Raw genomic sequence first — 24,741 nt, forward strand, 5'->3', positions numbered from 1 at the left:
AGCATTTTATAAGGGACAAGATCTCAATTCTGCCTACACCTTTGCATAGGTTTTAGTGGTTGGTGCAATGCAACATTAGAAGAAGTATTCTTCGCAAGTTAAGCAATAGTTGTATATATTTTATGAGTTCTTTGTAATGATAATTCTCAAATAGCCGATATTGACAGGTTGTATTGTTTTGCGTTGCAGCAAATAGTGGATTGGAAGCGTTAGCAGAGGACTTGCTTTCACTCTCATGAGGGAAGGGCGCAACGCAAACTTGGAGGAGAATATCATGAGTTCCGTTGCACGGGTTGTCGAAGCTGGGTCAGAGGGTGGCTCTGAGTTCAAGGACCTATATGAGATTGGTGAGATTCCACCGCTGGGGCATGTTCCTAAGAACATGTGGGCGTGGACCATTCGCCAAGAGCGCCATGGTTCCCCTGATACAGCGATGGTCAAGGAAGTGGTGCCAACTTGGGAGTTGGACAGCCATGAAGTGCTCATTCTGGTTATGGCAGCAGGCGTGAACTACAACGGCGTTTGGGCTGCCCTTGGCGAGCCGATTTCCGTTTTTAAGGTTCATAAGCAGCCCTATCATATCGCAGGCTCTGATGCCTCCGGTATCGTTTGGGCGGTTGGTTCCAAAGTTACTCGCTGGAAGGTAGGCGACGAAGTTGTCGTTCACTGTAACCAGGATGACGGGGATGATGAGGAGTGTAACGGCGGTGATCCGATGTTCTCTAACTCCCAACGGATTTGGGGTTATGAGACACCTGACGGGTCATTTGCGCAGTTCGCTCGTGTTCAATCTCAGCAGCTGATGGCGCGTCCTAAACACCTGACTTGGGAAGAGAGCGCTTGCTACACGCTTACACTGGCGACTGCATTCCGTATGCTGTTCGGTCATGCGCCGCATGATTTGAAGCCAGGTCAGAATGTTCTGGTTTGGGGGGCTTCTGGTGGTCTTGGCGTGTTTGGGGTTCAGCTGATTGCTGCTGCCGGAGCGAATGCGATTGGCGTTATTTCAGATGAGAGTAAACGCGAATACGTGATGTCGCTTGGGGCAAAGGCCGTTATCAATCGAAAAGACTTCGATTGTTGGGGCCAGCTGCCGAAGGTGAACTCGCCTGAGTATGATACGTGGACCAAGGAAGCGCGTAAGTTTGGTAAGGCGATCTGGAACATTACCGGTAAGGGTAATGACGTTGATATGGTGTTTGAGCACCCAGGTGAAGCAACGTTCCCGGTATCAACACTGGTTGCCAAACGCGGCGGTATGGTTGTGTTTTGTGCGGGTACCTCCGGCTTCAATCTGACCATGGATGCGCGCTATGTATGGATGCGTCAGAAGCGTATTCAGGGTTCGCATTTCGCGCACTTGAAACAGGCGAGTGAGGCGAACAAGTTCGTGATTGATCGCCGTATCGACCCTTGCATGAGTGAAGTGTTCTCATGGGACCAGATTCCGCAGGCTCATATGAAGATGTGGAAGAACCAGCATGCCCCAGGAAACATGGCGGTTTTGGTGTGTGCACCAAAGACTGGTTTACGCTCCCTTGAGGATGTTATTGAAGCCACTGAAAACTAAGTAGGCTCACGAAAGGAAGTTGGCGCTTTTATGCTGCCAACTTCCCAGTTTCCTTAAGTTTCTCACTTATATTTTTTTATTGAACGATGATTCAATATTATTAAATGAGCGCAGATTTTCTCTGCGATTTTCTTTTTGTAATCTGCGTGATTATTCGACATCATTTGATGTTGTTTTTTTATTTCAATTTACTGTGAAACTACCTGAATTTTCCGTGGGGATTACCTGTAAAAGAAAGTTTAAAATAGTCGTTTTGCTTCAGTAAATTTTTTTTCTCTTATTTTGCGTTTTAAATGGTGGTACTAGAGAGTTATGAAAGCTTTATAACTTCATATCCAGTGTATTTACGAAGTATATCTTTTTATATTTATTTTCAAAAAATATCTTGAGCAGATGTCTAAGTTGACAGAAAATTGAATATATCTATTTTTAACGGTGCAGTTGATGCGCTCAACCTAGTGTGTCCTGCAATTGCTGAGTTTTTGACTTAGCATTACGGCCAGAACGACAAGCTGTCCTTGGCGGCTTTTCTCTCTGACCGAACAAAAAGTATGTTTTGGTTGTTTGGAGGCATCCGTGTTGAATTTTAAATCTGCTCTCGCTGCGTGCGTAGTTGCATTCCCTTTTGCTGTGTCTACAGCAGAAGCTGCAGATCCTGTTTGTGAAGTTGACCGTCCTATCGTGTTTGCTGGTTTGGATTGGGACTCCAATGCTTTTCACAACTCTGTAGCTCAGTTCATTGCTGAAAAAGGGTACGGCTGTGAAACGGATGTCATCCCAGGCTCCACTATTCCGCTTCTAAACGGTATGGCGCGTGGTGATATCGACGTGACCATGGAAATCTGGCCAGACAACGTGACTGAAGCTCTTGCTGAAGGCAAAGCGAAGAACCAGTTTGTTGATCTTGGTGTGAACTTCCCTGATGCGACACAGGCCTGGTTTATTCCAAAATACCTGGTTGAAGGCGATGATGCGCCTGCAAAAGGTCTGAAGTCTGTATCTGACCTGCCAAAGTACAAAGACGTGTTTTCTGATCCGGAAGAGCCAGAAAAAGGTCGCTTCTACAACTGTATCGCTGGTTGGGGCTGTGAGGTCATCAACTCTAAGAAGCTCAATGCTTATGGCTTGCTTGATAGCTTTGTGAACTTCCGTCCTGGTACAGGTGCAGCGCTTGCAGCTGCGATTGAATCGAACGTTCGTCGTAAGAAGCCAATCGTGTTCTATTACTGGGGTCCAACCTGGGTCATGGGTAAGGTCGCTGATGATCTGATCCAGCTGGAAGAGCCTGCCTACAGCAAAGAAGCTTGGGACAAGCTGTCTGCAGAGACAGATCCATCCAAAGTGACCGAGGCAGTTGCATATCCTCTGTCTGCGACGCACGTCTTCGTGAACACAGAGTTCCATACTTCTGCGCCTAAACTGGTTGAGTTCCTGACTGCTTATGAAACCACCAGTAATGACGTTTCCAAAGCTCTTGCTTACATGCAGGACACTGGCGGAACCACAGATGATGCTGCTGCTGAGTTCCTGAAAAACAACGAAGAACTCTGGACCGGTTGGGTTCCAGCTGATGTCGCTGAGCGTGTGAAATCTGCTCTGTAATATCAAAGACAGCTGACTGTTTTTGAAAATTAGCGAATGAAAAGCGATCACGGAACTTGTTTCCGTGATCCTTGCTAAGAAGAATAAGAGGATCACATGGCTTTCGACGTGTTTCCCAACTTTGGGAAACCTATCCGGACTTCCACAAACGATCTGGTTGATTTTCTCGTCGTGAATTACGGCGATGGATTTGAGGCCTTTTCCAACTCCATCCTATTTTTGCTGGTGCGGTTAGAGCGACTTCTCCGTGGCGCTGATCCTATCGTGATCTTGATCTGCATCGGCCTGATTACCTTTGCTGCGAGCCGCCGTTGGGGGCTTAGCCTGGTGATGGTAGGTGCAATGTGGTTCATCGGTACATTGGGGCTTTGGGAAAAGTCTATGCAAACAGTGGCGATCTTGCTTGTCGCTGTGCTGATTTCCGTTGTGATTGGCGTGCCGCTTGGCGTTATCTCTGCTCGTTCAAACCGCTTCAGAGCTTTGCTCAATCCGGTCTTGGACTTGATGCAGACCATTCCAAGCTTCGTTTATCTTATTCCTGCGGCCATGCTGTTTGGTCTGGGTAAGGTGCCAGCTATTCTGGCTACTGTGATTTATGCTGCACCACCGCTTATTCGCTTGACGGATCTTGGCATCCGCTATGTGGATGAAGAGGTTGTTGAGGCGAGCCGGGCCTTTGGTGCAACGCGCTGGCAGATCCTTAAGGGCGTTCAAATCCCACTTGCGCTCCCTTCCATCATGCAGGGTATTAACCAGACTATGATGATGGCGTTGGCTATGGTGGTGATTGCGTCCATGATTGGTGCTCGCGGCGTGGGTGAAACCGTTCTGCTTGGGTTGCAGCGTAATGATGCAGGACAAGGTTTGCTCGGCGGCTTAGCGATTGTTGTTCTTGCCGTTGTGTTTGACCGTATCACACAATCAGCCGGACAACGGATGCAGGCGCATCGCAAGGTAACAGGGTGAGGCGCTAACACATGGCATTGATCGAAGTACAAAACATTACCAAGATTTTTGGCAAGGCGCCTGATAAGGAGCTTGCCAAGGTAAAAAATGGTATGGGCAAAGATCAGCTGCTTGCTGAAACTGACCATACTCTTGGCCTGCATGATGTCTCCCTTAGCATCGAGAAGGGTGAGATCTTTGTGATCATGGGCCTTTCCGGTTCTGGTAAGTCTACGCTTATTCGTCACTTCAACCGCTTGATTGACCCAACAGATGGGCACATTCTGGTTGATGGCGAGGATGTTATGGCTCTTTCTGATAAAGAGCTGGAAGAATTCCGCCGTCATCGTATGTCGATGGTGTTTCAACGCTTTGGCCTGATGCCGCATCGGACGGTACTGCAGAACGTTGCTTACGGTCTTGAAGTGCAGGGCATTACAAAAGCAGACCGTGAAACCACAGCGCGTGAGTGGATTGAAACGGTTGGACTTGGCGGTTTTGAGCATCAGTATCCAAGCCAGCTTTCCGGCGGCATGCAGCAGCGTGTTGGTCTTGCCCGTGCGCTTGCAACGGATGCTGACATTTTGCTGATGGATGAGGCGTTTTCTGCACTTGATCCGTTGATCCGCTCACAGATGCAGGATCAATTGGTTGAACTGCAAGAGAAGCTGCATAAGACCATCGTGTTCATCACGCATGATCTGGATGAAGCTTTGCGTATTGGTGACAAGATTGCGATCCTTAAGGATGGTGTTCTGTCACAAGTCGGTACGCCGCCAGAAATCCTGCTTGAACCAGCTGATGATTATGTGCGGGCGTTTGTGCGTGATGTGAACCGTGCTCGCGTGCTGACCGTTGATACTGTTATGCAGCCACCTGCTGTGCGTATTACCCATGACAACATGGAAAAAGCGCTGGCTGATATGCGTCGTCATGACGAAGATTTCGGTTATGTGGTTGAGGACAAAGAGTTCCGTGGCATTGTTACGCAAGAAGGCCTTGCTGAGGAAGTTGCTAAACCGGGTGATAGTCCATCCCTTTATGCTTTTGCTGATGACAGCAACGCAGTGGAGCTGGAAAGCACTTTGGAAGAAGCTCTCCCAACAACATTGGAAGCAGATTATCCGGTTCCAGTTGTTTGCGAGGATGGACATCTCATGGGCGTGTTGAGCCCAGAAGAGATGGGTAGCGTGCTGACACCTCCAGAAGAGCAAACCGATGCTGAGACTGAAGGTGCTGAAGAGAAGAATGAGACGGCTGAAACAGCCAAGCCTCATGCTTTGAAAGAAGCTTCCTAACGTTTTTACCAAGAAGTTTGAAAGGCCGGCTTTGTCCGGCCTTTTTTAATTCACTTATGCGTGTGCTTTGAGTTTGAGCTTGGTTTGCCTCATTTAGTCGGTAGTGTGTCCGAGAGATTCGAAATTTGCCGAAAAGTGATTTTGTATGAAGACGTTTCGTGGTGGGAGTATTGCTCTGGTTCTTGCTGTTGGACTGATGCTCACTGGTTGTGTCAGCCCTGATGAAACGCCAAGCTACTATCAGAACTTAGAGAGCCACTCTGCGCAGATTGATGCGAGTGTTGTGGCCTCAATGATCTCCAGCTATCGTTCTCAATCAGATTTACCGCCGGTTACGGTTGATCCAGCTTTGATGCGCGTTGCTCAGGCACAGGCAGATGGAATGGCCCGTGCAGAGGATGTTAACGCTGCGCGCAAGGGCGATCTCAAGCTCGCCGTCCTGATGAAGGAGGCTGGGCAGGGCGATGTTCATGCAGTAGGCAACCTCAGTGCTGGTTATCGCCGGTGGGCAGAAGCCTTTTCGGGCTGGCGTGACTCGCCGAAGCATAATGCGGTGATGCTGGATGCAAACGGAACGCGCATTGGAATTGCAACAGCTTATGCGCCTCGGTCAAAATATAAGGTTTTCTGGAGCCTTGTCGTAGCTGGACCGCGCTAACCCAGTTTCCTTTTGGGGCTAAAAGAGCGACCAAAGGCCAGTATCTCGTTGTGCGCTGCAGCGATAAACTCTCTTCACTAACGAATTTGGGTTTAGGGGACTTTTGGTGTGCTGCCACCACTGACTTCATACGAGGAATTGCGAGCTGAGTTTCGCTGGAATATTCCTACGCGCTACAACATTTCTCATGACGCTTGTGATCGTTGGGCGGATGTTGAGCCTAAGCGCACGGCTTTGCTGCATGTGCTGTCTTCCGGCGGAGTTGAAGCATGGAGCTATGGCCAGCTCAAAGGAAACTCCTGCCAGCTTGCAAATTCGTTGCAGTCTCTGGGTGTCGCTCCACGTGATCGTGTGGCTTTGTTGCTGCCGCAAGCGCCTGAAACTGCCATCTCTCATCTTGCGATTTATCGGCTGGGAGCTGTCGCTGTTCCATTGGCTGCTTTGTTCGGCCCAGATGCTCTGCGGTATCGGCTAGAGAACGCTGGCGCGAAAGTGGTGATTACCAATCAGGCTGGACTTGAGAAACTTTCTGCACTTCGTGAGCAACTTCCGCTTCTTGAGCATGTTATCTGTGTCGATGGTGCAGAAAATGGAGCTCTTGGCTTCTGGAACTTGCTTGAGCAAGGCTCCGACAGCTTTGAAAGCTATGCGACAGGCCCTGATGATCCAGCTTTGATGATTTACACTTCAGGCACAACAGGGCAGCCCAAAGGCGCACTGCTGGCGCACCGTGTGTTGCTTGGGCATTTGCCGGGCATTCAAATGGCACATGAGATGTTGCCACAGGCTGGGGATGTGTTCTGGACTCCAGCTGACTGGGCCTGGGCGGGTGGCTTGCTAAATGCACTGCTGCCTTCGCTGAAGTTTGGGGTGCCTGTGGTGACTGCCCGGATCGACAAGTTTGATCCGGAAGGTGCATTTGACTTGATGGCTCGGCATGGTGTTCGCAACGCGTTCATTCCGCCCACCGCACTCAAGATGATGCGCAGTGTTGATCATCGTAAGTATTCTGAAAAACTTCGGCTGCGCTCTGTTTGCTCAGCGGGAGAGGCATTGGGGCGTGAAGCATTTGCCTGGTGCCATGAAGCGCTCGGTGTCGCGCCAAACGAGATGTATGGACAGACGGAATGTAATCTCGTGCTCGGGTCAGGAGTAAGGATGGGAGTTTCCCGTGCCGGGGCAATTGGCAAAGCTGTACCTGGGCATGACGTTGCTGTTATCCGACCAGATGGATCTGTTTGCGAACGAGAAGAGCAAGGCGAGATTGCAGTTCGTCGTGGTACGCCTGTTATGTTCCTGGGGTATTGGCGAAAGCCTGAGGCAGATCAGAGCAAATTCCTTGGTGATTGGATGCTGACAGGTGACCAAGGTGTTGTTGATATGGATGGATATGTCCATTTCGTCGGTCGCAATGATGATGTCATTACTTCAGCTGGTTATCGCATTGGGCCAACTGAGATTGAGGATTGTTTGATCAAGCATGAGGCGGTTGGATTGGCTGCTGTGGTCGGCAAACCTGATCCGGTGCGGACGGAGATCGTAAAGGCTTATGTTGTGCTGAAAGATGGCTTCGAACCAAGTGAGGGCTTGGTTGATGATATTCGCCAATATGTGCGCGTGAGTCTTTCTGCTCATGAATATCCGCGGGAGATTGAGTTTGTCTCCGAAATGCCTTTGACGACCAGCGGAAAGGTTATTCGCCGGATTTTACGGAATAGAGCGCAGGAAGAAGCTGAATTGGTTGAAAGCTAGGCAGCTATTTTCGACCAAGCAATTTCTTAACTTTGCTCTTTAATGCCAACTTTGCGCGAGCACCTGCTTGCGCCTCCCACATTGCAAAGCGCGCTATTGGACCTTTGCCAATAAAAACCGTGGCATATGGGAATCGTGAGGTCCAGGCCTTGTTTGCCATCTGATTGTCTGGTGTCGAGAGGGAATCGGCACCTGAGAACTCAGGGTCTTCGAGGAGTTTTTGGGTGCTGAAATAGATGAGAAGCTGACCAGGGGAGAATTTTGCGAGGCTCTCGTCGAAGGTTGTTTTCCAGCCAAATATGCGGCCTTGCTCGCGGAGCAGGATGTTGGTTGCAATTAGCTTATCGTCTAGCCGCAACTGGCCAATGCGAATGTTATCTGCTTCGCCTGACTTTGATACCAGCTCACGCGTGAAAGCGGCATCTGGTGCTCTGGAAAGGAGCGCGGTGCCTTGCTTGCCTTTCCAGCCAGCTGCCTCGAGTTTCAGAAAGTCTTCAAGGCCTGCCTGAATGTCCTTTGAGGTTTCCAGCATACTAAAGGAAAGTGACCCTTCCTTCTCTAGCCGGCGCTGGTTTTTAAAGGCACCTTTCCATGAGGATCGTTTTTTGAGGGCGTCAAAGCTAGCGCGACCTTCATTGCCAGATAGTTGGAAGGCGCGGTCTTCTTTAGAAGCAACTTGTTTCTCCCATCCGTGGGTTTTAAGCGCGCACTCAAGGCTTTCATAGGTGGGGCCATCGGTTCCATGGAAAGGGAGAATTAACGTCTTAGTCCAGCTCAAGTTACAGGCGGTTTCGAGCAGTTTGTTGAGTGTTGCTGGCGTAGCTTCCTCAGAAAGCAGCAGAGTGCCGAGTGGCCCATAATCACCAGCTAATGTGCTTGGTAGTTTGAAGAGGAGGCCACGCCTTACCATTACGACGGGCAGTGCCGCGTGCGCTTTTGTGCCGGAAGGATCGAGTGCCAATAACAGCTTGATTGAGCCGTTTGCCTTGTGTGCATTGAATGCACTGACGAAACTGCTGGAGAAGAACGGGTTGGGCTCCAGTGCCTGTTGAGACAGTTGTCGCCACAGGTGGTCCGCTGTTTTGTCTTTGCCGGGTGTCAGCAGTTTAATCGTGGTGCTATCCTGCTTCATTGACTGGAGTTTCCCGTCTCTTCAATGGCAATATGAATGTGTGCAGGCCAAGGCGTTTGTAGGCGCTGCGGTAAAGAATGCATGCTTCAAAAAAGATGACGGATGTCGTCGCCAAAGCGGCTCCATACAGGCCGAATACTGGAATAAGTGCCGTGTTGAGAATGAGGTTTACGACAAAGACACTGGCATAGATCTTGGCGCAGGTGTTTTGGTGCCCTGAGAGGGTCAGTAATGCGTCAACCGGACCAACGGATGCACGGGCTAATACACCAATAACAAGGATGTAGAGGATTGGTGTGCCTTGAGCAAAATCCTCTCCAAACAGGGAGAGGAGGAATGGTCCGACTGCCATGACAAAGCCGCCCATGAGTAGTGTTGGCCAGAAGGTCATTTTGGCAGCGCTTGTCACGAAATCCTTGAGGCCATCTCGGTCACCAGAGTGATAAAGACGTGCCATGCGCGGTGCGCTTGCTGCGCGTACTGCGTAATAAACAAAATGCATCAGTGCGAGGGTGCGTGATGCTGCGAAATAAATGCCGACTTGATCTGGTGGGAGCCAGAGGCCGATTAAGATGACATCAGAGCTGGTGATGAGTTGGAAGAAGCCATCAACTGCCAGCATGGGAACCGATACAAGCAGCCATGACTTTATCTGAAGTCTACGTGGAGCAGGGTAGCGGACTTTGCTCAGCGAGACTTCCATCATGATCGTCTGAAAGAAAGTGATGGTCCAGACGGCTGCGATGGTGACGATGCAAGCTGTGACGGCTGTTGGCGGATAGCCCAGCAACAGCGCGATCAACATGAATGCGAGCACTAGAAGAGGGCGGCCAATAAAATCTGGCAGCATTGCTTTGAGTTGCCAGTCTTGCGCACGGGCAATGCCTTCCAGCATACCGGTGTAGGTGTGCATGGGTAGGCAGATTGCGATGAGGTAAAGCGGCAGGATATATGCATTGCCAATGAAATCAGAAAAGGCCCAAGCAATGGCTACGCCGACTACTGCAATGGTTGTTGAGCTGAGCAATACAAGAAATCGGGCGCTGAAGAGCAAGCCGTTGAGGAGCTCGTATTGCTTCTTCTCCAGATATTCTGGAATGAAACGCAGAAGGGAAACAGAAAACCCAAGCCCTGAAAAAACGCTCAGTATGATGACAACCGTCCAGACAACAATGAAGATGCCGTATTCAGAGGCGCCCATCCAACGAGCCAGAAAGACCTGCATGATGTAAGCGAGTGCTGCGCTCCCGATGCGTAAGGCAAAAACGATTAATGCTGAGCGTCGTGCTCCTCCAGCCTCGCCTTTGCTGAAGAGAGTGTCGAGTATTTTTCCAAGAAGTGGCAGCAGTTTTGCATGAGTGCTGCGAGGTAAAAGCACTGCTGACCATTTGAGGAGGAGTTCTTGCACGCGATACGCCTTAATTATTTCTGGTCAATTATTACTAGTATGAAAATTAATATTTTCGGAATGCTGTTCTGTGGTGTTGCCGTGTTGATTGGTCCTTGAGTTAAAACAGAGGCTTAGCTGGACCTTGAAGGCTCACAAGCTTTTGTTCTGATACTCTCGCAGTTTTTGATGCTTGACTCCTGTGCGATTTGACGGAATCAATATGAGAACATATAGAGAACAAAATGAAATTTACCGAGAGTGATATGAACGCGAAAACATCGCAAATTGCAGAGCTGCGCCATCGCCTCGCGGTGTTAGAGGGACGCCTCCCTTCTGCCGTGCAGCTTGCGCCGGTCCCTGCATCCGCCCAAACTGAGCAGGGGCCGGCTCCTCTTGGTGAGGTGCTGACTGTATTAGTCTGTAAAATGGCTAAGACAATCACGCTGGAAGGGTGCTCTAGTGGCTTATGATGAGGAACTTGGTGATCGGCTTCGTGAGGAGTTGGAAGGCATTATGGGGATTTCGGAGAAGCGGATGATGGGTGGGCTGTGCTTTTTTCTGGATGGAAACATGCTGGCCGGGGCGCATTGTATTAAGAGTGAAGAGTCTCGCTTTATGTTTCGTGTTGGAAAAGACAATGAAGCGGAAGCGCTCGGCCGAGAGGGGGCTGAGATTGTTGAGCTTGGTGGTCGCCGAATGGGGGGATTGGTGTTTGTGGCTGCTGAGGTGTGTGATCAGGCGGCGCTTAGAGAATGGATTTCGCTCTGTATGAGTTTTGTCGCTGGACTGCCAGCCAAACAGTTGAAAGGAAAAGGCTGACGCAGGTTGATCATAATCTGATCGCCTTCAATGTCAGCGCCTTCATATGAGCGTCACAGCTTTGTCGGTTGCTGTTCTTATAGACGTGGGTCTTCGCAAATTTGGGCGTCGCCCTTTAGTACTTTTTTGATTTCGTTGAAGGCTCGTTTCATGGTTGTGCCCTTGACCCAGCCAACGACCAATAACCGTAACCCGGGGTTCTTAGGGTGCTTTCCTGCGATGACTTTAACAGCCCAATATCGCCGTCCTGCAAAGCCAGGTTCAACGAGTTTGTAGGCGCGGAACTGTAAGTACTGGATTTCTGATAGATTCTTTTTAGAAAAACTTTGTAATAGTGTTGTGCAATCTTGATTGGGCTTGCTAATTAGAACTAAAGATCCATCGTTTAAGTGTAGCTCCTTAGTAGATTCATAAATTTCACATCCGGACCCTACAGTATTAGGTGTGTTTTGTATTAGTGATCTCCACTTCATAAACTCCATTCTGTTTGCGTGAACTACGTTCATTTAGATGTTTCCTGATCGATACTCATATTTGTGTGACATACACATATGTACCGATAGTTTGAAATAGTTTTTTTTCTAATTTTAATAAGTTTGGATGTAACGAGGCTTGTCTGAACCTTATCGGCGTTCCGCTAACCCGTTACGCGAAGGCGCCTTTTCCCTACGGAATGTGATTGTTAATGAAGCAACTTAAAGATGTGGGAAACTCGTGCTGACATACCGGGAGTATCGCAGGAATATATGGAAACGATGTTTTTTTGTGTTGGCATCTTATGCTGCTAGCTGATGCAAAATATCTTGGTAAGCCTCAGGTTAGGTTCAATCATTGGTATGATGAGCTGAAAAGGGCTTGTGTGCAGTCGGTGAATGATAAGTCTGAGATCTCTGCTTTTAGACTTTCACGGAGAAGTTTGCCGACCTGGGTGAGGATCGGAACTTGCTTGTAGGGGGAGGTAAAGCCTTATCTGCATCGTGATATGGTTGTTACTGATGTAAGGCGCAGAGAAGTTGACTGTTGCTCTCGCAGCAAGACTGTTTTTACGCTCAGTCGATTTTGGATCAGGCTGTGAGGTTTAGAGGCGGCTGCCTTCTGCCATCGGTTCAACATAATACCAGCGGCCCTTGCGTTTTTTGAAGAGGCTCAGTTCTCTCTGTTCTCCGACTTGGCCATGGGCAAGGTATTTGGCGCAGAAGAGGACGCTACCTTTTGCATCACCTAGTTGCCCCTTATCGGTGCCCAGAATCTCAAGCCCTATCCATTGAGTTTGGGCAGCATATTCTGCGACCTCAATTGAACTGAAGGTTTTTTGGTAGCGAGGCCACAATGTGTCTTTCAGGTAATCAATGTTTTTTGTGGCATAAGCGCTGTAACGTGAGCGCATAAGCTGCTCTGCGGTTTCGGGTAGGGCCTTGCCTTCCAGAAAAGGCTGGCAACAGATTTCAAAGTCTTTTCCTGATTTGCAAGGGCAAGGTGTTGTCATCGAATACCATCCTTTAGAGCTTGGAAGGCAGCTAAACGACAATTTTGAAGCCAGGTCAAGAAGGGCAAACAAGCTCCTCCAAGAGTGATTAAAGTTCGCCTTACTGGTTCAACGCTCCAACAGCGTCTTTTGCATAAGCTCGCAACAACAAGCCCTGTGTACGGTAGGATGGCAATGCAAAGAGGACGCATTCTGATTGTTGGGGCAGGGCCCAGTGGGCTGACTGCCGCAATTGAGCTGAAGCGACGCGGCTTTACGCCTCGTATCATTGATAAGAACTCGCGCCCTCACGCTCAATCTCGTGCCCTTGCCATTAATCCTCGAACCCTCCAAATCCTGCGGCCATCTGGTGTGGCAGACAAACTGCTGCAAAAGGGATGGCGGATGAACCATGTCCACTTTCGTGGGCCAAGTGACGAGCTTTTAGAAGTTGATCTCTCAGACTTAGATGGACCTTTTAATTTTATGCTGGCCCTGCCGCAATATGAGACTGAAACTGTTCTTGAACGACATCTGACAGAGCTGGGAATACCGGTCGAGCGGGAGTGTGAACTCGTCAAGCTGGAGCAGAAGGATGAGGTCGTCACAGCAGTTATACAAACCAGTAGCGGTGACGAAGAGGTACTTCACCCACCCATGGTGATTGGGGCAGATGGTGCACACTCAATTGTGCGTTCGCAAATGGGTTTCACCTTTTCAGGCAGTTCGTATCCGCAAGATTGGGGGCTGGCAGATGTGGAGTTGGAACCGACGCTGACGATGGATGGGCCGACGATGTTTGACAGGTCACCAAATATCTTCGGTGTCATTCCCTTTTCTGCGACACGGGCGCGCATTGTTGCCGATCACTCTGATCCACTTGAGACTATGCCGCCGATTTTGAAAGTCATCAAAGTCAATTGGAAATCGTCTTTCCGGATCTCTCACCGATTGGCCAAACTCTATCAGAAAGGGCGGGTCTTTCTGGTGGGAGATGCTGCGCATGTGCATTCTCCCTTTGGAGGCAGGGGGATGAACTTAGGGATTGAGGATGCTGCGTGGCTGGCGTGGCAAGTTTCTACCGGGCATACGCATCAATATATGTTGGATCGACGACCTGTTGCCGCGGAAGTTTTGAAGACGGTTGATACCGGCACACGGTTTTTGGCGTCAAACAACACAGCGATCCGTCTGTTCAGGCAAAAGTTTCTACCGGTTTTGGGACGCACAGATTATTTTCAGGCCCGGTTCATGAATATTATGTCTGCTGAGAACACACCATTTCCTCCTTGGCTTGAAGAGGAATAGTTCGCCTAAAGCTCTGATAGAAATGAAGAACTGCAGATAACAAAAAACCGCCTTGCGGCGGTTGTTTTGTTTTTTTTTGGAGCGGGCGAGGCGATTCGAACGCCCGACCCTAACCTTGGCAAGGTTATGCTCTACCCCTGAGCTACGCCCGCATATCCAAAAAATTCCAACTTCGCGAAAACTCAGTTTCTTAGAGAAACTGGAGCGGGCGATGAGATTCGAACTCACGACCCTAACCTTGGCAAGGTTATGCTCTACCCCTGAGCTACGCCCGCATCTGTTTCGCTAGAGCCGTTTGTTGCGGCCCCGTCGGTGAGGTGGGAGCTATATGACAAAAGCTCGGGGTGAATGCAACAAGGAATTTGAAATTCATTGTGGGGTTTCTCAGAGCTTGTGGATGTGGAGGTCGTGAAATGCCTCATAAAAAATATTATATAACAACAAGATAGATAGTTTTTTAGAGTTGTTTGATCGTTGTGGAAATAATTGCACTCGAGTAAAATAACCTATGTGATTTTGTCCGAGGTCGTGGATGGGCTGCATGAAAAAGAAACAGGTTCCCTCATATATCTCAATAAGATCAGGAATTTTCTTAGTCACATTCAGAATGAGCATTAGCGAGCGTGGCTAAGAACAACATCCAGACGTCGTCAGGATCACAATTTGTAATTGGGGGCAGTATGTCGCAGTCGTGTATTAGTATATTCTAAGAGAACGTTTTGAGGGTGAAGTACATGCCCTTGAGAAACGTAAGTTGCACGCGGTCAAAGCTCTCAATTTTTTGTCTATATTAGAGTTATTCTAAGTGTAAGGAGGGGCGCTTCGTGTATGTCTTGTGATTATAATTCTCGATATTTGTAGTATTAATAAGTATTGGTGGAATTCATATTTCAAGTATTTTTTGTATATCTCAATATATTCGATGATGGTTTTGCGTTTTAAGCTAATGAAATTTTTGATATTACCATAGTAAATGTCAAGCGGTTGCATCAATGTGCTTTTGTTTGTAGTGATTCTAAACTCCATTATCTCGTGATGATGGAGGATTTCATGCGAGCAATAATTAAGACATTGATTGGCGCATCTGTTTTCAGCATGGCTGTTCAGGGAGGAGCTTTTGCTCAATCTGAGTTGCTGGAAGAGGCGCGTTCTTACTTCAAGCCGATCCCGCATGCTGTACCTAGTGTTAAAGACAACACGATTACCCGCGAAAAAATTGATCTTGGGCGACAGCTCTTCTTTGATCCGCGATTGTCGCTTTCGGGATTGTTGTCGTGCAACAGCTGCCACAATCTCGGCATGGGTGGGGATGATAATCTGGAGACATCCATCGGCCATGGATGGCAAAAGGGGCCTCGTAACGCACCCACCGTGTTGAATGCTGTGTTCAACCTTGCTCAGTTTTGGGATGGTCGTGCAGAAGACCTGAAAGAGCAAGCCAAAGGCCCGGTGCAAGCTGGTGTTGAAATGGCCAGCACGCCAGAGCGGGTTGAAGCTGTTCTGAACAGTATGCCGGGATACACTGAGCAGTTTTCAAGAGCATTCCCAGGCGAGGAGTTACCAGCGAACTTCGACAATATGGCGAAGGCAATTGAAGCGTACGAGGCTACTTTGATTACGCCTGCTTCCAAGTTTGATCTGTTCCTTGAGGGTAATGAAAATGCTCTCAATGCGCAGGAAAAGCAGGGACTGCAGGTGTTTATGGATACCGGGTGTGCCGCTTGTCATGGCGGTGTGAACATTGGTGGTGAGGGGTACTATCCATTCGGCGTGGTTGAAAAGCCGGGTGCAGATATTCTTCCAGTCAATGACAAAGGCCGGTTTGCTGTTACTCAAACTGCCGAGGAAGAATACGTTTTCCGTGCTTCACCGCTCCGCAATATTGATCTGACAGCTCCTTACTTCCATTCCGGCAAGGTTTGGGATTTGAAGCAGGCTGTTTCTATTATGGCCAGCTCTCAGCTTGGTGCTGAGCTGAGTGACGAAGATATTGATGCAATTACTGTTTTCCTGAAGACACTTACCGGAGAACAGCCAAGCGTTGAGTATCCAATTCTGCCAGTTCGGACCAACACCACACCACTCCCTGATCCGTCAGTCATGACGGCTCACTAAGCAAACTATTCGCCCTCGGTTTGCTAGAGGCAGGCGGTTCTTATGGACCGCTTGCCTTTTTCTATAGGTGGCTTAAAACGGTGCAGCATTTATGTGGCAAACACTTGGTTTGCCTCAGAGACTTGGGAGAGGTCGTTCTACATGCCAGCAAGCCGTTCGCAACTGATATCTTTCTTGGAAGACTTGAACATTCCGGTTTCTACAATTGATCATGAGCCGGTTTTTACGGTTGCTGAATCTGCTGATCTGCATGAGCGTATTCCAGGCGGTCACACCAAGAATCTCTTCCTTAAAGACAAAAAGGGTAATCTCTTTTTGGTCGTGGCCCTTCATGATGCTACGATAGATCTGAAGAAGATTTCGAGCATCATTGGTGCATCTGGTCGTGTTTCTTTCGGCAAAGCTGATCTGCTTGAAGAGGTGCTGGGTGTTACTCCAGGATCCGTCACGCCGTTCTCTCTGATCAATGATCGGGAAGCACAACGCGTGTCCGTGGTGTTTGATGCAGATATGATGGAGCAGGAGGTTCTGAACTTCCATCCATTGCTAAATAATGCTTCAACGGCGATTTCAGCGGAAGGTCTGATGGTGTTTGCCAAGGCATGTGGGCATGATGCCAATGTGCTTGCGGTTTCTGCAGAGGCGCAGAAAGTCACTGAAGATCTATAAAAACTGGGTGATCGCCAATTGTAATTGGTCTCATCTAAGACCATTTTAGGCAGCAGTTAGAGATTTTGATATGAGGAGCGCTGATATGAGCAGCTCCCGGTTCAGTAAAGGGTCAAAATAATGAGTGGATCCGGTTATTCCGTAGGTGGCAGCTTTGGTGGCTCCCTTGGCGGTGGATATGGCGGTGGTTACCAGACCAACACACAGGCTGGCGCGGCATCTCCATCCGCAGCTCCGGCAGCCAATGCTGCTGACTTGATTGTTGATACGACCACTCAAACCTTTGTGCAGGACGTAATTGAGGGCTCCCGTAATCAGGTGGTTCTCGTTGATTTCTGGGCGCCTTGGTGTGGTCCTTGTAAGCAGCTTACGCCGACGCTTGAGAAAGTCGTCAAGGAAGCGAATGGTGCTCTCAAGCTGGTGAAAATGAACATCGAAGATTATCCGGAAGTTGCCGGTCAGATGGGTGTTCAGTCGATCCCGGCAGTGTTTGCATTTAAAGGTGGCCAGCCTGTTGACGGGTTTATGGGTGCGCAGACCGAAGGTGAAATCAAAAAGTTTCTCGATCGTATTGGCGTAAACATTGGTCCAAGTGATCTGGAAGTGATGCTTGAGAAGGCTGATGAGCTTCGTGATGCTGAAGGGTATCCAGAAGCTGCACAGCTTTATGGTAGCGCGCTTTCTATCGACGCTGGCAACGTGCAGGCGTTGTGTGGGCTTGCTATGTGCTATCTGGCGCTTGGTGAGAAAGACCATGCAAAACAGATGCTCGATATGATTCCGGAAGATGAGCAGAACTCCCAGCATTTTGCAGCAGCGAAGGCTGCGCTTGAACTCGCTGAGCAATCTGAAGGGCTTGATGACCTTGCAGAGCTGCGTGAGCGTGTAGAAGCCAATGCAGATGATCATCAGGCTCGTTTTGACCTTGCGCTCGCTTTGGGCGGCAAAGGGGATAAAACTGGTGCTGTTGATGAGCTGATTGAGATTATTCGCCGTGACCGTGAGTGGAATGAAGATGGCGCGCGCAAGCAGTTGCTGCAGTTTTTTGAAGCCTGGGGCTTTAAAGATGCAGGTTCTGCTTATGGTCGCCGTAAACTCTCCTCAATTTTATTCTCGTAATCTAGGCCTAATGATAAGAGCGGAGAGCACTTAAGTGGCCTCGATGACTGTTGGAAATGCGACCTACGCAGGTCTGGATGACCTGCCCCAGGTTGTGCCGTTGTTTGTTTTGCCGGGAGCTATCTTGCTCCCGCGCTCCCACATGCCTCTCAATGTTTTTGAGCCGCGCTATACGTCGATGATCGACAGTGCTTTGCGTACTGATCGCATGATTGGGGTAATTCAGCCGCAGTTTGAAACCAGTGATGAAGAGTTAGCCGGTAGGCCAAAACTCTGCACTGTTGGCTGTATGGGGCGCATTACAGGGTTTCAGGAAAGTGGCGATGGCCGCTATCTGATTACGTTGTCTGGCGTTTCTCGCTTTGTGCTTCGTGGTGAGCTGGAAGAGCGTGCCCCGTTCCGTCGTGGTCACGTTGATGCGACCCGCTTTGCTGGTGATTTGACGACCGGTATCGGAGAAGATGATGTCGATCGAGATCTGCTGCTTTCAACGCTCAAAGAATACTTGAGTGTGAATGACCTTGAAGCGGACTGGGATAGCGTCAATTCTGCCTCGACCGAGGTATTGGTCAATGCATTGTGCATGATGAGTCCTTATGGACCGAAAGAGAAGCAGGCTCTGTTGGAAACAGAGAATCTGAAAGTGCGTGCGGATACGCTCATTGCGTTGGCTGAAGTTGAGCTGGCACGTGGCAATGGTGGTACTGGCAGTACGCTTCAGTGATGCAGGTAAAGACAAAAATGAATGAGGGCTCTATGAGCGAATTTGAAGCGCCACAGCTGGACCGTCGGCTTTTGGAGCTGTTGGTTTGTCCTGTGACGAAGACAACGCTTGAGTACAATCCTGAGAACCAGGAGCTGGTCTCCCGCGCTGCGAAGCTGGCCTATCCAATTCGGAATGGAATTCCGATTATGTTGGAAGAAGAAGCGCGCAAGCTTGAAGACTAAAACGTATCCATCAGAACTGATGTGGGTTCTCTGATCGCGGTTCCGTGCAGAACTTATCTTTGAAGGCTAGGAGAGATGATCTTCTAGCCTTTTTTGCAGCTCTTGTGGTTCGCCGTAAACACGTAGGGTTTTTATGCGGGCGGTGGAACCTGCAATCACTTCTGCCGATGATTTGGGAACAGAGAGTGCTTTCGCAAAAAGGGCCGCAATGGCTTTGTTTGCAGCGCCTTTTTCTGGCACTGCGCGAACGCGCGCCATCACGAGCGGTCGGCCATCGGACTGCTCGCCTATCTTTTCAATTTGATCTTTGGAGGATCTGGGGGTGAGGCGGACGGTAATGAGAATTCCGTCAGCCTGCAGTTTCCAAGGGCGTTCTTGTTCAGCCACTACTTAAAATACGTAGGGATAAACGTAGAGGCCGATGACGCGCTCAATAAGGAAAATGCCGAGCAGCAGCACAATCGGAGAAAGATCCAATCCACCCATTGCTGGCAGGAACCGGCGGATAGGGCGCAGGAGCGGTTCGGTCAGATTGTAAAGTGTCTGCCCGATCATCGCGATGAACTGATTGTTTGAGTTCACCACGTTGAACGCATAGAGCCAGGAGAAGATCACATTCGCAATAATGACCCACGTGTAAAGATTTAGGATGATGAAAACGACATCAAGAATAGCGCGCATGGACTGGTTAAACTCCAAGTTTGCGAAGATGAACTAGCTGAATTGCTTCCCTGAAGACAGAGCTTGGGAAACAGAGTTGTTCCTCATGTAACTTTGAACTGAGGCACCTGCAAGGTCCAGCATGCCTCATTTTTCTATATTTTGAGCTAATTTCACGAAGCGGTACCTGAAAAAGTACCAATTAGCAGGGGGCGTTTGCCCTGAAACTGATAGGGCAAACAATTTTTGTTCTCATCTCGCATGCTTTAGCCAAAATGGAAGGCTGGCTTAAAGCTCTCTGGCAAGTGGATCGTCTGGTCTTGTTCAGGGAACATTTCCTGCATGAGGCAGGCGGCTATGCGGTGAGAAATGGCATAGGAAATTTTGAAACCACCAGTTGCCACCCATGTTTTGTCTTTGCCTGGAATGAGGCCGACCAAAGGGTCCCGTTTTTTACATTTTGGACGGATACCTGCCCAACGGGTGAGGATCGGCGCGTCTTTCAATGAAGGGCAAAAGCCGACTGCCTTGGAGAGCATGGTCTGAATGTCTGCTTCTACTGGCTCTTTGCTGGTCCACTCCTGCTCGGAGGTGGAGCCGATAGCAACAGTGCCATTGGCATGTGAGACAACATAAATTCCGTTGTCATAGATAACCGGGAGAGGTTTGTCGGCCTTATATTCGAGCAAAAGGGATTGACCTTTCACGCCCATGCCGATGGGTTTACCTGCGATCTTACTGAGTGGTTCGAAGCCTTCATAACCTGCTGACAATACCACGCGATCAGCACTCAGGCTTTCACCATTGCCCAGTGAAACGGTGCCTGTAGTCTCATCAAAGCCGAGATACTCGGTGTGTTCCATGATGTCGATGCGTGTTTCCAGCAGGGTTTTGAGACCTGCAGAGACAAGACGCGGATTGGCCCGTGCTGCCAAGGTGTCCCAAATGATGCCAAGTGGAGCGGCTTCTGGTGTGAGCCAGTCACTGAACGGTGTTTCTTTCACCACATTGAAGGTGAAGCCAGTTTCATCGCTTCTCCAGCGTTGCTTGCTTTCTTCAACGCGGGAGAGGGCATGTTCGAGCTTGGGTTCGGTGTAAAGCGGGATCAGGCGACCTGCACGGCTGTAGCCGACAGAAAGGCCAGTGGCTTCTTCCAGCTCCTCCACGATATCGGAGAGTTCGATCAGTGCGTCCAGCTGGAACTGCTTCTTGTCGTTCCATTTACTCGGTACATGGGGCATCAACGCACCAACAAGGCCAGCGCTGGCGCCTGATGCGATGGTGTTTTTCTCCAGAAGAGCGACTTTCAAGCCTTTTCCGAGTGCGGCTTTGGCGACGCTAAGTCCGAAAATTCCCCCTCCAACAACAACTATATCGTAGGTCATGTTTTTTTATTTCCCAGGTTGGGGTATAAGCCCAGACCGATTTTTACGTTAGAGATTTGGCTTAGACATATGACAGAGCGCCCAAAATTGGAATGGGATGATGCGAATGTGCCTTATGCGTCGCAGTTTGGAGATACTTATTACTCCAAAGCCGGTGGATTAGGCGAAACGCGCTACGTATTTCTGCAGGGTAATCAACTCCCTGAACGCTGGGTGGGTGCACAGTCTTTTACTATTGCTGAACTGGGATTTGGAACCGGGCTTAATTTTCTCGCCACGTTGGAGTTGCTTCTGAGTTTGCCAGAAGCTGAGCGGGCCAAGCTGACTTATGTTTCGTTTGAGCTGTATCCGATGGAAGCGGCGGAGATTGAGAAAGCTCTGTCGCAATGGCCGGAGATCAAAGAGCTTAAAGACAAGCTGCTGGCTGCATGGAAGCCTCAGCCGGGTTGGAATCCAATCACCATTGATGGTGTGCGACTGCTGCTTGGTGTTGGGGATGCTCGTGAGATGCTGCCAACCTTGTCCATACCCGTTGATGCCTGGTTTCTTGATGGCTTTAATCCGGCACGGAACCCAGAGCTGTGGGGGCGAGATCTTATGCTTGCTGTTGGAGAGAAAACTGCTGTTGGCGGGACTTTCGGGACCTACACCGCGGCAGGTTGGGTGCGCCGAAATTTGCAGACAGCGGGTTTTGAGGTTGAGCGTATCAAAGGCTATGGCACAAAACGCCAGATGATGGTGGGGCAGAAAACTGCCACCACCGCAACCTGAGTAATCAGCATTCTGGCAGGTTGACTGCCAGACCACCTTTGCTGGTTTCTTTGTATTTGTCGTTCATCTCCACGCCAGTCTGGCGCATGGCTTCAACGCAGTTGTCCAGTGGCATGTAGTGGGAGCCATCTCCACGCAGAGCCAGTGACGCTGCTGAGACGGCCTTGATGGCACCAAGGCCGTTGCGCTCGATGCATGGCACCTGAACGAGGCCTCCGACCGGATCACAGGTCATGCCAAGGTGATGCTCCAGAGCGATTTCAGCTGCGTTCTCAATTTGCTCGTTGGTACCGCCAAGAGCTGCGCAGAGGCCTGCTGCCGCCATTGCAGCGGCGGAGCCAACTTCGCCCTGACAACCAACTTCAGCGCCGGAAATAGAAGCATTGTGCTTGATGATGCCACCAACAGCTGCTGACGTGAGCAGGAAGGTTTTGATGCCTTCATCGCTGCTGCCCGGACAATGCTCGCGGTAATACTTGACGGTTGCCGGGATAACACCTGCTGCACCGTTTGTTGGTGCAGTGACAACTTTGCCGCCCGCTGCGTTTTCTTCGTTTACGGCCATTGCATAGACTGAGAGCCAGTCGTTGGCGACGTGCGGCATGCTCATGTTATTGCCGCGTTCGTCTTCCAGCTGTTGTTTGATTGCAGCTGCACGACGCTTGACTGTAAGGCCACCTGGTAGCTCGCCTTCAGTATTCAGGCCGCGCTCCATGCATGCGTTCATCACATCCCAGATCTGCCAGAGCTTGCTGTCCAGTTCTTGCGGATCCAGAGAGGTGATTTCGTTGGCGCGCTTCATCTCAGCAATGGTTTTGCCGGATTTTTGTCCCATCTCCAGCATTTCTTGCGCTGTAGCAAATGGATAAGGCATGCCTTTAATTTCGTCGGGAGCCTGATCACCTGACGCTTCTGCTGCTTTCAGGCGGTCCAGTTCTTCTTCGGTCAATACGAACCCGCCACCGATGGAATAGAATGTTTCCTGAAGGTGCAGGCGGTCTTGGGCATCGTACGCTTCGATCACCATACCATTTGCGTGGCCTGGCAAGTTTTTCTCAAAGTCGAAGATCACGTCTTTATCAGGATCGAAGTCCAACTCTGGCAGGTCAGGAAGATGGAGCTTCTTTTCTGTTGCGATCTGTTTTTCGAGCGCCTCTGCTTCATCTGGATCCAGAGTTTCAGGCGTGCAGCCAGCAAGTCCCAGAACAACGGCTCTGTCAGTCGCGTGGCCTTTGCCAGTCCAGGCAAGTGAGCCGTGAAGCGTACAGCGCAATCTCTTTGGTGCGCCTGCGCCGGGCCAGATGCGGCGACCGTCTCTCAACTCATCCAGAAAACGTGCGGCAGCAGTCATCGGTCCCATTGTGTGGGACGAAGACGGACCTATACCGATCTTGAAAATTTCAAAGACGCTGAGAAACATGTGTTTGGCACCTTTCAGATGGCTGGGGGCGTTGTTTTTGTTTCATTAGGATAGAGAACAGCCACTATCACTGAATTTTCTAGGAATAATCGTCATAGCCTCTGAAACCAAGAGGATTATTTTTCCGGATATTTGAAATTGACGTCGCGTTTGTCCCGATACTGCAGAATTTATCTGTTCTGCTCGGAGGCTTATTGATTCAAAAAGATTTTTTTGGCATCGATTTACTGAAAGGATTGAAGAAAACGCTTTGGTTTCACGGGGAATTGATGGACTTGTTTTACTCAGTCAATGTGAATTGAGATGAAAAAACTACTAGTTGTTGAGTTTTATGATGCCAATGAGCAACAGTCTGTAGAAAACTCCTGAAACTGCAGGTCTCCAAAGTGACTTAAAACGTATATCATAGGTGGTAATTGCTTTTTCCCGATCAAGGCTGCACCTATGACCGCCTCTCTTCGTATTCTCGCAGGCTTAGCGCTTGCTTCCGTTTCCAGTCATGCGCTGGCAGAAGATAGTTTTACGCCTGGTGATTTGACTGAGGAGCAAGCCAGCAAGAGATACGTCGTTGATATTGGCGTGGCTGGTTTTGTGAATCCCAAGTATGACGGTGCGGATGAATACATAATCTATCCGCTGCCACTGATTGCGTTTTCGCGGTTTTACCTGCCGGGCTTCGGTCAGGTGAAAGAGGGCGAAACACAGGGCCTCTTCATCTATCCGTCTTTTGGTTTTGTGGGTGAGCGTAATCCTTCAGATTCTTCCTCTTTGACAGGGACAACTCGTGTGCCTTGGGCTGGTGAGGTTGGTCTTGGTGGTGGCTTCCGTCATGATTGGTTCCGTGCATTCATCGAAGTGCGCCACGGCTTTAACGGCCACCGCGGCTTTGTTGGGCGTGCCGGAATTGATGTGATCACCGAAGTTACAGATCGCTTGACGTTTGTATTCGGTCCGCGCGTTGATGCTGCTGATGGTTCATACATGAACACTTATTTCAGCGTCGCTGCAGGTACTCCATTCGGCCCATACACCGCAGAAGGTGGTTTCAAGAGCGTTGGTGGTGTTGCGCGTGCGAGTTATGCGCTGACTGACAGTATTGGGCTGCATCTACAAGGTGGCTATGACCGTTTGATTGGTGAAGCTGCAGATAGCCCGATAACGCAGAACGACAATATGTGGTCTGTCGGGTTTGGTGCGACCTATCGGTTTGCTTGGGATATGTTCTAGGTAACCAGAGTATCGGTTAGACTTGATGAATGAAGCCCGGAAGGATCTCCGGGCTTTTTTATTTGCTGTATGCACTGTGAGTTCTCATTGACTGTGCCGTAAATAAAGCGGTGTTTGAAGTGAAGCTTTGTGTATATTCATGAATAACAAAGTATGCATGATGTATTGGTATTGAGAGTTATATTACCCCAGTATTGAAGTATCCCTTCTGAGAGATCGTTAATAATACCCTTAGAATAAGTCGATGACAGACTCCTGCGGGTGCGCATGCTAATTCACCTAAAGTATTGCGTTGAGTGAGGGGGCTTCAGTATGCGTACAATAATTACTATATCAGGACTTCTGTTTATCTGTTTATTGCTTATGGTTCCGGCCAAGGCATCCTCCACTAAAGTGTTGGCTAAGATTGATATTTCCGAGCAAAGGATGCGGATCTTCGTGGATGGGAAGGTCCAGCATTCGTGGCCTGTTTCGACGGCTCGGCGGGG

23 protein-coding genes and 2 tRNA genes are annotated in these 24,741 nt (G+C 49.5%); 15 read left to right on the plus strand and 10 right to left on the minus strand.

Annotation, left to right across the window (positions count from 1 at the left end; genetic code table 11):
- The first annotated feature begins 274 nt into the window (after positions 1 to 274).
- From ccrA to PsW74_RS11515, 6 genes are all read left to right on the plus strand, one after another.
- Positions 275 to 1,570, plus strand: coding sequence for a crotonyl-CoA carboxylase/reductase (gene ccrA / locus PsW74_RS11490; RefSeq protein ID WP_057463569.1), 1,296 nt, complete (start codon positions 275 to 277; stop codon positions 1,568 to 1,570).
- A gap of 576 nt (positions 1,571 to 2,146) precedes the next feature.
- Positions 2,147 to 3,172, plus strand: a complete 1,026-nt coding sequence (locus PsW74_RS11495; protein WP_063286104.1) for an ABC transporter substrate-binding protein — start codon at positions 2,147 to 2,149, stop codon at positions 3,170 to 3,172.
- Between the two features lie 96 nt (positions 3,173 to 3,268).
- Positions 3,269 to 4,138: a proline/glycine betaine ABC transporter permease gene (locus PsW74_RS11500; protein WP_093515971.1), complete on the plus strand. Its 870-nt coding sequence runs from the start codon at positions 3,269 to 3,271 to the stop codon at positions 4,136 to 4,138.
- A gap of 11 nt (positions 4,139 to 4,149) precedes the next feature.
- Positions 4,150 to 5,415, plus strand: a complete 1,266-nt coding sequence (locus PsW74_RS11505; protein ID WP_063286103.1) for a glycine betaine/L-proline ABC transporter ATP-binding protein — start codon at positions 4,150 to 4,152, stop codon at positions 5,413 to 5,415.
- 145 nt (positions 5,416 to 5,560) lie between these two features.
- Positions 5,561 to 6,073 (plus strand): CAP domain-containing protein, encoded by a 513-nt coding sequence (locus PsW74_RS11510; RefSeq protein ID WP_063286102.1) that lies wholly within the window; start codon positions 5,561 to 5,563, stop codon positions 6,071 to 6,073.
- 108 nt (positions 6,074 to 6,181) lie between these two features.
- Entirely contained in the window at positions 6,182 to 7,825 is a 1,644-nt protein-coding gene (locus tag PsW74_RS11515; RefSeq protein WP_063286101.1) for an AMP-binding protein, read from the plus strand.
- A gap of 4 nt (positions 7,826 to 7,829) precedes the next feature.
- On the opposite strand, the gene PsW74_RS11520 is transcribed toward PsW74_RS11515, so the two are convergent.
- Both PsW74_RS11520 and PsW74_RS11525 read right to left on the minus strand, forming a co-directional pair.
- Complete coding sequence (locus PsW74_RS11520; protein WP_063286100.1) at positions 7,830 to 8,957, minus strand: GNAT family N-acetyltransferase; 1,128 nt, start codon at positions 8,955 to 8,957, stop codon at positions 7,830 to 7,832.
- Positions 8,944 to 10,365, minus strand: a complete 1,422-nt coding sequence (locus PsW74_RS11525; RefSeq protein ID WP_063286099.1) for a lipopolysaccharide biosynthesis protein — start codon at positions 10,363 to 10,365, stop codon at positions 8,944 to 8,946. The genes PsW74_RS11520 and PsW74_RS11525 overlap by 14 nt, the downstream gene beginning before the upstream one ends.
- A gap of 441 nt (positions 10,366 to 10,806) precedes the next feature.
- On the opposite strand from PsW74_RS11525, the gene PsW74_RS11535 reads away from it, so the two are divergent.
- On the plus strand, positions 10,807 to 11,166 hold the full coding sequence (locus PsW74_RS11535) for a TfoX/Sxy family protein (RefSeq protein ID WP_063286097.1): 360 nt from the start codon (positions 10,807 to 10,809) through the stop codon (positions 11,164 to 11,166).
- A gap of 77 nt (positions 11,167 to 11,243) precedes the next feature.
- On the opposite strand, the gene PsW74_RS11540 is transcribed toward PsW74_RS11535, so the two are convergent.
- Complete coding sequence (locus tag PsW74_RS11540) at positions 11,244 to 11,672, minus strand: hypothetical protein (protein ID WP_063286096.1); 429 nt, start codon at positions 11,670 to 11,672, stop codon at positions 11,244 to 11,246.
- Between the two features lie 572 nt (positions 11,673 to 12,244).
- Positions 12,245 to 12,724 (minus strand): YchJ family metal-binding protein, encoded by a 480-nt coding sequence (locus tag PsW74_RS11545; RefSeq protein WP_208987946.1) that lies wholly within the window; start codon positions 12,722 to 12,724, stop codon positions 12,245 to 12,247.
- Between the two features lie 102 nt (positions 12,725 to 12,826).
- Between PsW74_RS11545 and PsW74_RS11550 the strand changes: the two genes are divergently transcribed.
- A complete protein-coding gene (locus tag PsW74_RS11550; RefSeq protein ID WP_063286440.1) occupies positions 12,827 to 13,939 on the plus strand; it encodes an NAD(P)/FAD-dependent oxidoreductase in 1,113 nt (370 codons plus the stop codon).
- A 77-nt stretch (positions 13,940 to 14,016) separates the two neighbouring features.
- Here PsW74_RS11550 and PsW74_RS11555 read toward each other — a convergent pair.
- Both PsW74_RS11555 and PsW74_RS11560 read right to left on the minus strand, forming a co-directional pair.
- Positions 14,017 to 14,091, minus strand: a tRNA-Gly gene (locus PsW74_RS11555).
- A 48-nt stretch (positions 14,092 to 14,139) separates the two neighbouring features.
- A tRNA-Gly gene (locus PsW74_RS11560) sits at positions 14,140 to 14,214 on the minus strand.
- Positions 14,215 to 15,034: 820 nt separating this feature from the next.
- On the opposite strand from PsW74_RS11560, the gene PsW74_RS11565 reads away from it, so the two are divergent.
- From PsW74_RS11565 to PsW74_RS11585, 5 genes are all read left to right on the plus strand, one after another.
- Positions 15,035 to 16,054 carry a cytochrome-c peroxidase gene (locus PsW74_RS11565; protein ID WP_244271708.1) on the plus strand — a complete coding sequence of 340 codons (1,020 nt, stop codon included), beginning with the start codon at positions 15,035 to 15,037 and terminating at the stop codon, positions 16,052 to 16,054.
- A gap of 141 nt (positions 16,055 to 16,195) precedes the next feature.
- Positions 16,196 to 16,723, plus strand: coding sequence for a prolyl-tRNA synthetase associated domain-containing protein (locus tag PsW74_RS11570; RefSeq protein WP_057463536.1), 528 nt, complete (start codon positions 16,196 to 16,198; stop codon positions 16,721 to 16,723).
- A 120-nt stretch (positions 16,724 to 16,843) separates the two neighbouring features.
- Entirely contained in the window at positions 16,844 to 17,842 is a 999-nt protein-coding gene (gene trxA / locus PsW74_RS11575) for a thioredoxin (RefSeq protein WP_063286092.1), read from the plus strand.
- 43 nt (positions 17,843 to 17,885) lie between these two features.
- Positions 17,886 to 18,566 (plus strand): LON peptidase substrate-binding domain-containing protein, encoded by a 681-nt coding sequence (locus PsW74_RS11580; RefSeq protein ID WP_057463534.1) that lies wholly within the window; start codon positions 17,886 to 17,888, stop codon positions 18,564 to 18,566.
- A 32-nt stretch (positions 18,567 to 18,598) separates the two neighbouring features.
- The gene (locus tag PsW74_RS11585; protein WP_057463533.1) at positions 18,599 to 18,790 is read left to right on the plus strand and encodes a Trm112 family protein; all 192 of its coding nucleotides are present in this window, start codon (positions 18,599 to 18,601) and stop codon (positions 18,788 to 18,790) included.
- Between the two features lie 66 nt (positions 18,791 to 18,856).
- Here PsW74_RS11585 and PsW74_RS11590 read toward each other — a convergent pair whose 3' ends face one another.
- From PsW74_RS11590 to PsW74_RS11600, 3 genes are all read right to left on the minus strand, one after another.
- Complete coding sequence (locus PsW74_RS11590; protein ID WP_063286091.1) at positions 18,857 to 19,177, minus strand: DUF167 family protein; 321 nt, start codon at positions 19,175 to 19,177, stop codon at positions 18,857 to 18,859.
- Between the two features lie 3 nt (positions 19,178 to 19,180).
- Positions 19,181 to 19,471 (minus strand): YggT family protein, encoded by a 291-nt coding sequence (locus PsW74_RS11595; protein WP_063286439.1) that lies wholly within the window; start codon positions 19,469 to 19,471, stop codon positions 19,181 to 19,183.
- 245 nt (positions 19,472 to 19,716) lie between these two features.
- Complete coding sequence (locus PsW74_RS11600; protein WP_063286090.1) at positions 19,717 to 20,835, minus strand: FAD-dependent oxidoreductase; 1,119 nt, start codon at positions 20,833 to 20,835, stop codon at positions 19,717 to 19,719.
- A 69-nt stretch (positions 20,836 to 20,904) separates the two neighbouring features.
- Between PsW74_RS11600 and mnmD the strand changes: the two genes are divergently transcribed.
- Positions 20,905 to 21,606 (plus strand): tRNA (5-methylaminomethyl-2-thiouridine)(34)-methyltransferase MnmD, encoded by a 702-nt coding sequence (gene mnmD / locus PsW74_RS11605; protein WP_063286089.1) that lies wholly within the window; start codon positions 20,905 to 20,907, stop codon positions 21,604 to 21,606.
- 4 nt (positions 21,607 to 21,610) lie between these two features.
- Here mnmD and PsW74_RS11610 read toward each other — a convergent pair whose 3' ends face one another.
- Complete coding sequence (locus PsW74_RS11610) at positions 21,611 to 23,026, minus strand: L-serine ammonia-lyase (protein WP_063286088.1); 1,416 nt, start codon at positions 23,024 to 23,026, stop codon at positions 21,611 to 21,613.
- A gap of 444 nt (positions 23,027 to 23,470) precedes the next feature.
- Between PsW74_RS11610 and PsW74_RS11615 the strand changes: the two genes are divergently transcribed.
- Entirely contained in the window at positions 23,471 to 24,253 is a 783-nt protein-coding gene (locus tag PsW74_RS11615; RefSeq protein WP_063286087.1) for a MipA/OmpV family protein, read from the plus strand.
- Positions 24,254 to 24,741: the final 488 nt, after the last annotated feature.

The sequence above is a fragment of the Pseudovibrio sp. W74 genome, assembly GCF_001623085.1.
Taxonomy (GTDB): Bacteria; Pseudomonadota; Alphaproteobacteria; order Rhizobiales; family Stappiaceae; genus Pseudovibrio.

What these genes read in the sequence shown, in the direction of transcription:
- PsW74_RS11520 (WP_063286100.1), bottom strand. Translation starts at nt 8,957, where the DNA reads ATGAAGCAGGATAGCACCACGATTAAACTGCTGACACCCGGCAAAGAC.
- PsW74_RS11595 (WP_063286439.1), bottom strand. Translation starts at nt 19,471, where the DNA reads ATGCGCGCTATTCTTGATGTCGTTTTCATCATCCTAAATCTTTACACG.
- PsW74_RS11505 (WP_063286103.1), top strand. Translation starts at nt 4,150, where the DNA reads ATGGCATTGATCGAAGTACAAAACATTACCAAGATTTTTGGCAAGGCG.
- PsW74_RS11565 (WP_244271708.1), top strand. Translation starts at nt 15,035, where the DNA reads ATGGCTGTTCAGGGAGGAGCTTTTGCTCAATCTGAGTTGCTGGAAGAG.
- PsW74_RS11615 (WP_063286087.1), top strand. Translation starts at nt 23,471, where the DNA reads ATGACCGCCTCTCTTCGTATTCTCGCAGGCTTAGCGCTTGCTTCCGTT.
- ccrA (WP_057463569.1), top strand. Translation starts at nt 275, where the DNA reads ATGAGTTCCGTTGCACGGGTTGTCGAAGCTGGGTCAGAGGGTGGCTCT.
- trxA (WP_063286092.1), top strand. Translation starts at nt 16,844, where the DNA reads ATGAGTGGATCCGGTTATTCCGTAGGTGGCAGCTTTGGTGGCTCCCTT.
- PsW74_RS11610 (WP_063286088.1), bottom strand. Translation starts at nt 23,026, where the DNA reads ATGTTTCTCAGCGTCTTTGAAATTTTCAAGATCGGTATAGGTCCGTCT.
- PsW74_RS11540 (WP_063286096.1), bottom strand. Translation starts at nt 11,672, where the DNA reads ATGAACGTAGTTCACGCAAACAGAATGGAGTTTATGAAGTGGAGATCA.
- PsW74_RS11510 (WP_063286102.1), top strand. Translation starts at nt 5,561, where the DNA reads ATGAAGACGTTTCGTGGTGGGAGTATTGCTCTGGTTCTTGCTGTTGGA.
- PsW74_RS11580 (WP_057463534.1), top strand. Translation starts at nt 17,886, where the DNA reads ATGACTGTTGGAAATGCGACCTACGCAGGTCTGGATGACCTGCCCCAG.
- PsW74_RS11500 (WP_093515971.1), top strand. Translation starts at nt 3,269, where the DNA reads ATGGCTTTCGACGTGTTTCCCAACTTTGGGAAACCTATCCGGACTTCC.
- PsW74_RS11585 (WP_057463533.1), top strand. Translation starts at nt 18,599, where the DNA reads ATGAGCGAATTTGAAGCGCCACAGCTGGACCGTCGGCTTTTGGAGCTG.
- PsW74_RS11550 (WP_063286440.1), top strand. Translation starts at nt 12,827, where the DNA reads ATGCAAAGAGGACGCATTCTGATTGTTGGGGCAGGGCCCAGTGGGCTG.
- PsW74_RS11600 (WP_063286090.1), bottom strand. Translation starts at nt 20,835, where the DNA reads ATGACCTACGATATAGTTGTTGTTGGAGGGGGAATTTTCGGACTTAGC.
- mnmD (WP_063286089.1), top strand. Translation starts at nt 20,905, where the DNA reads ATGACAGAGCGCCCAAAATTGGAATGGGATGATGCGAATGTGCCTTAT.
- PsW74_RS11570 (WP_057463536.1), top strand. Translation starts at nt 16,196, where the DNA reads ATGCCAGCAAGCCGTTCGCAACTGATATCTTTCTTGGAAGACTTGAAC.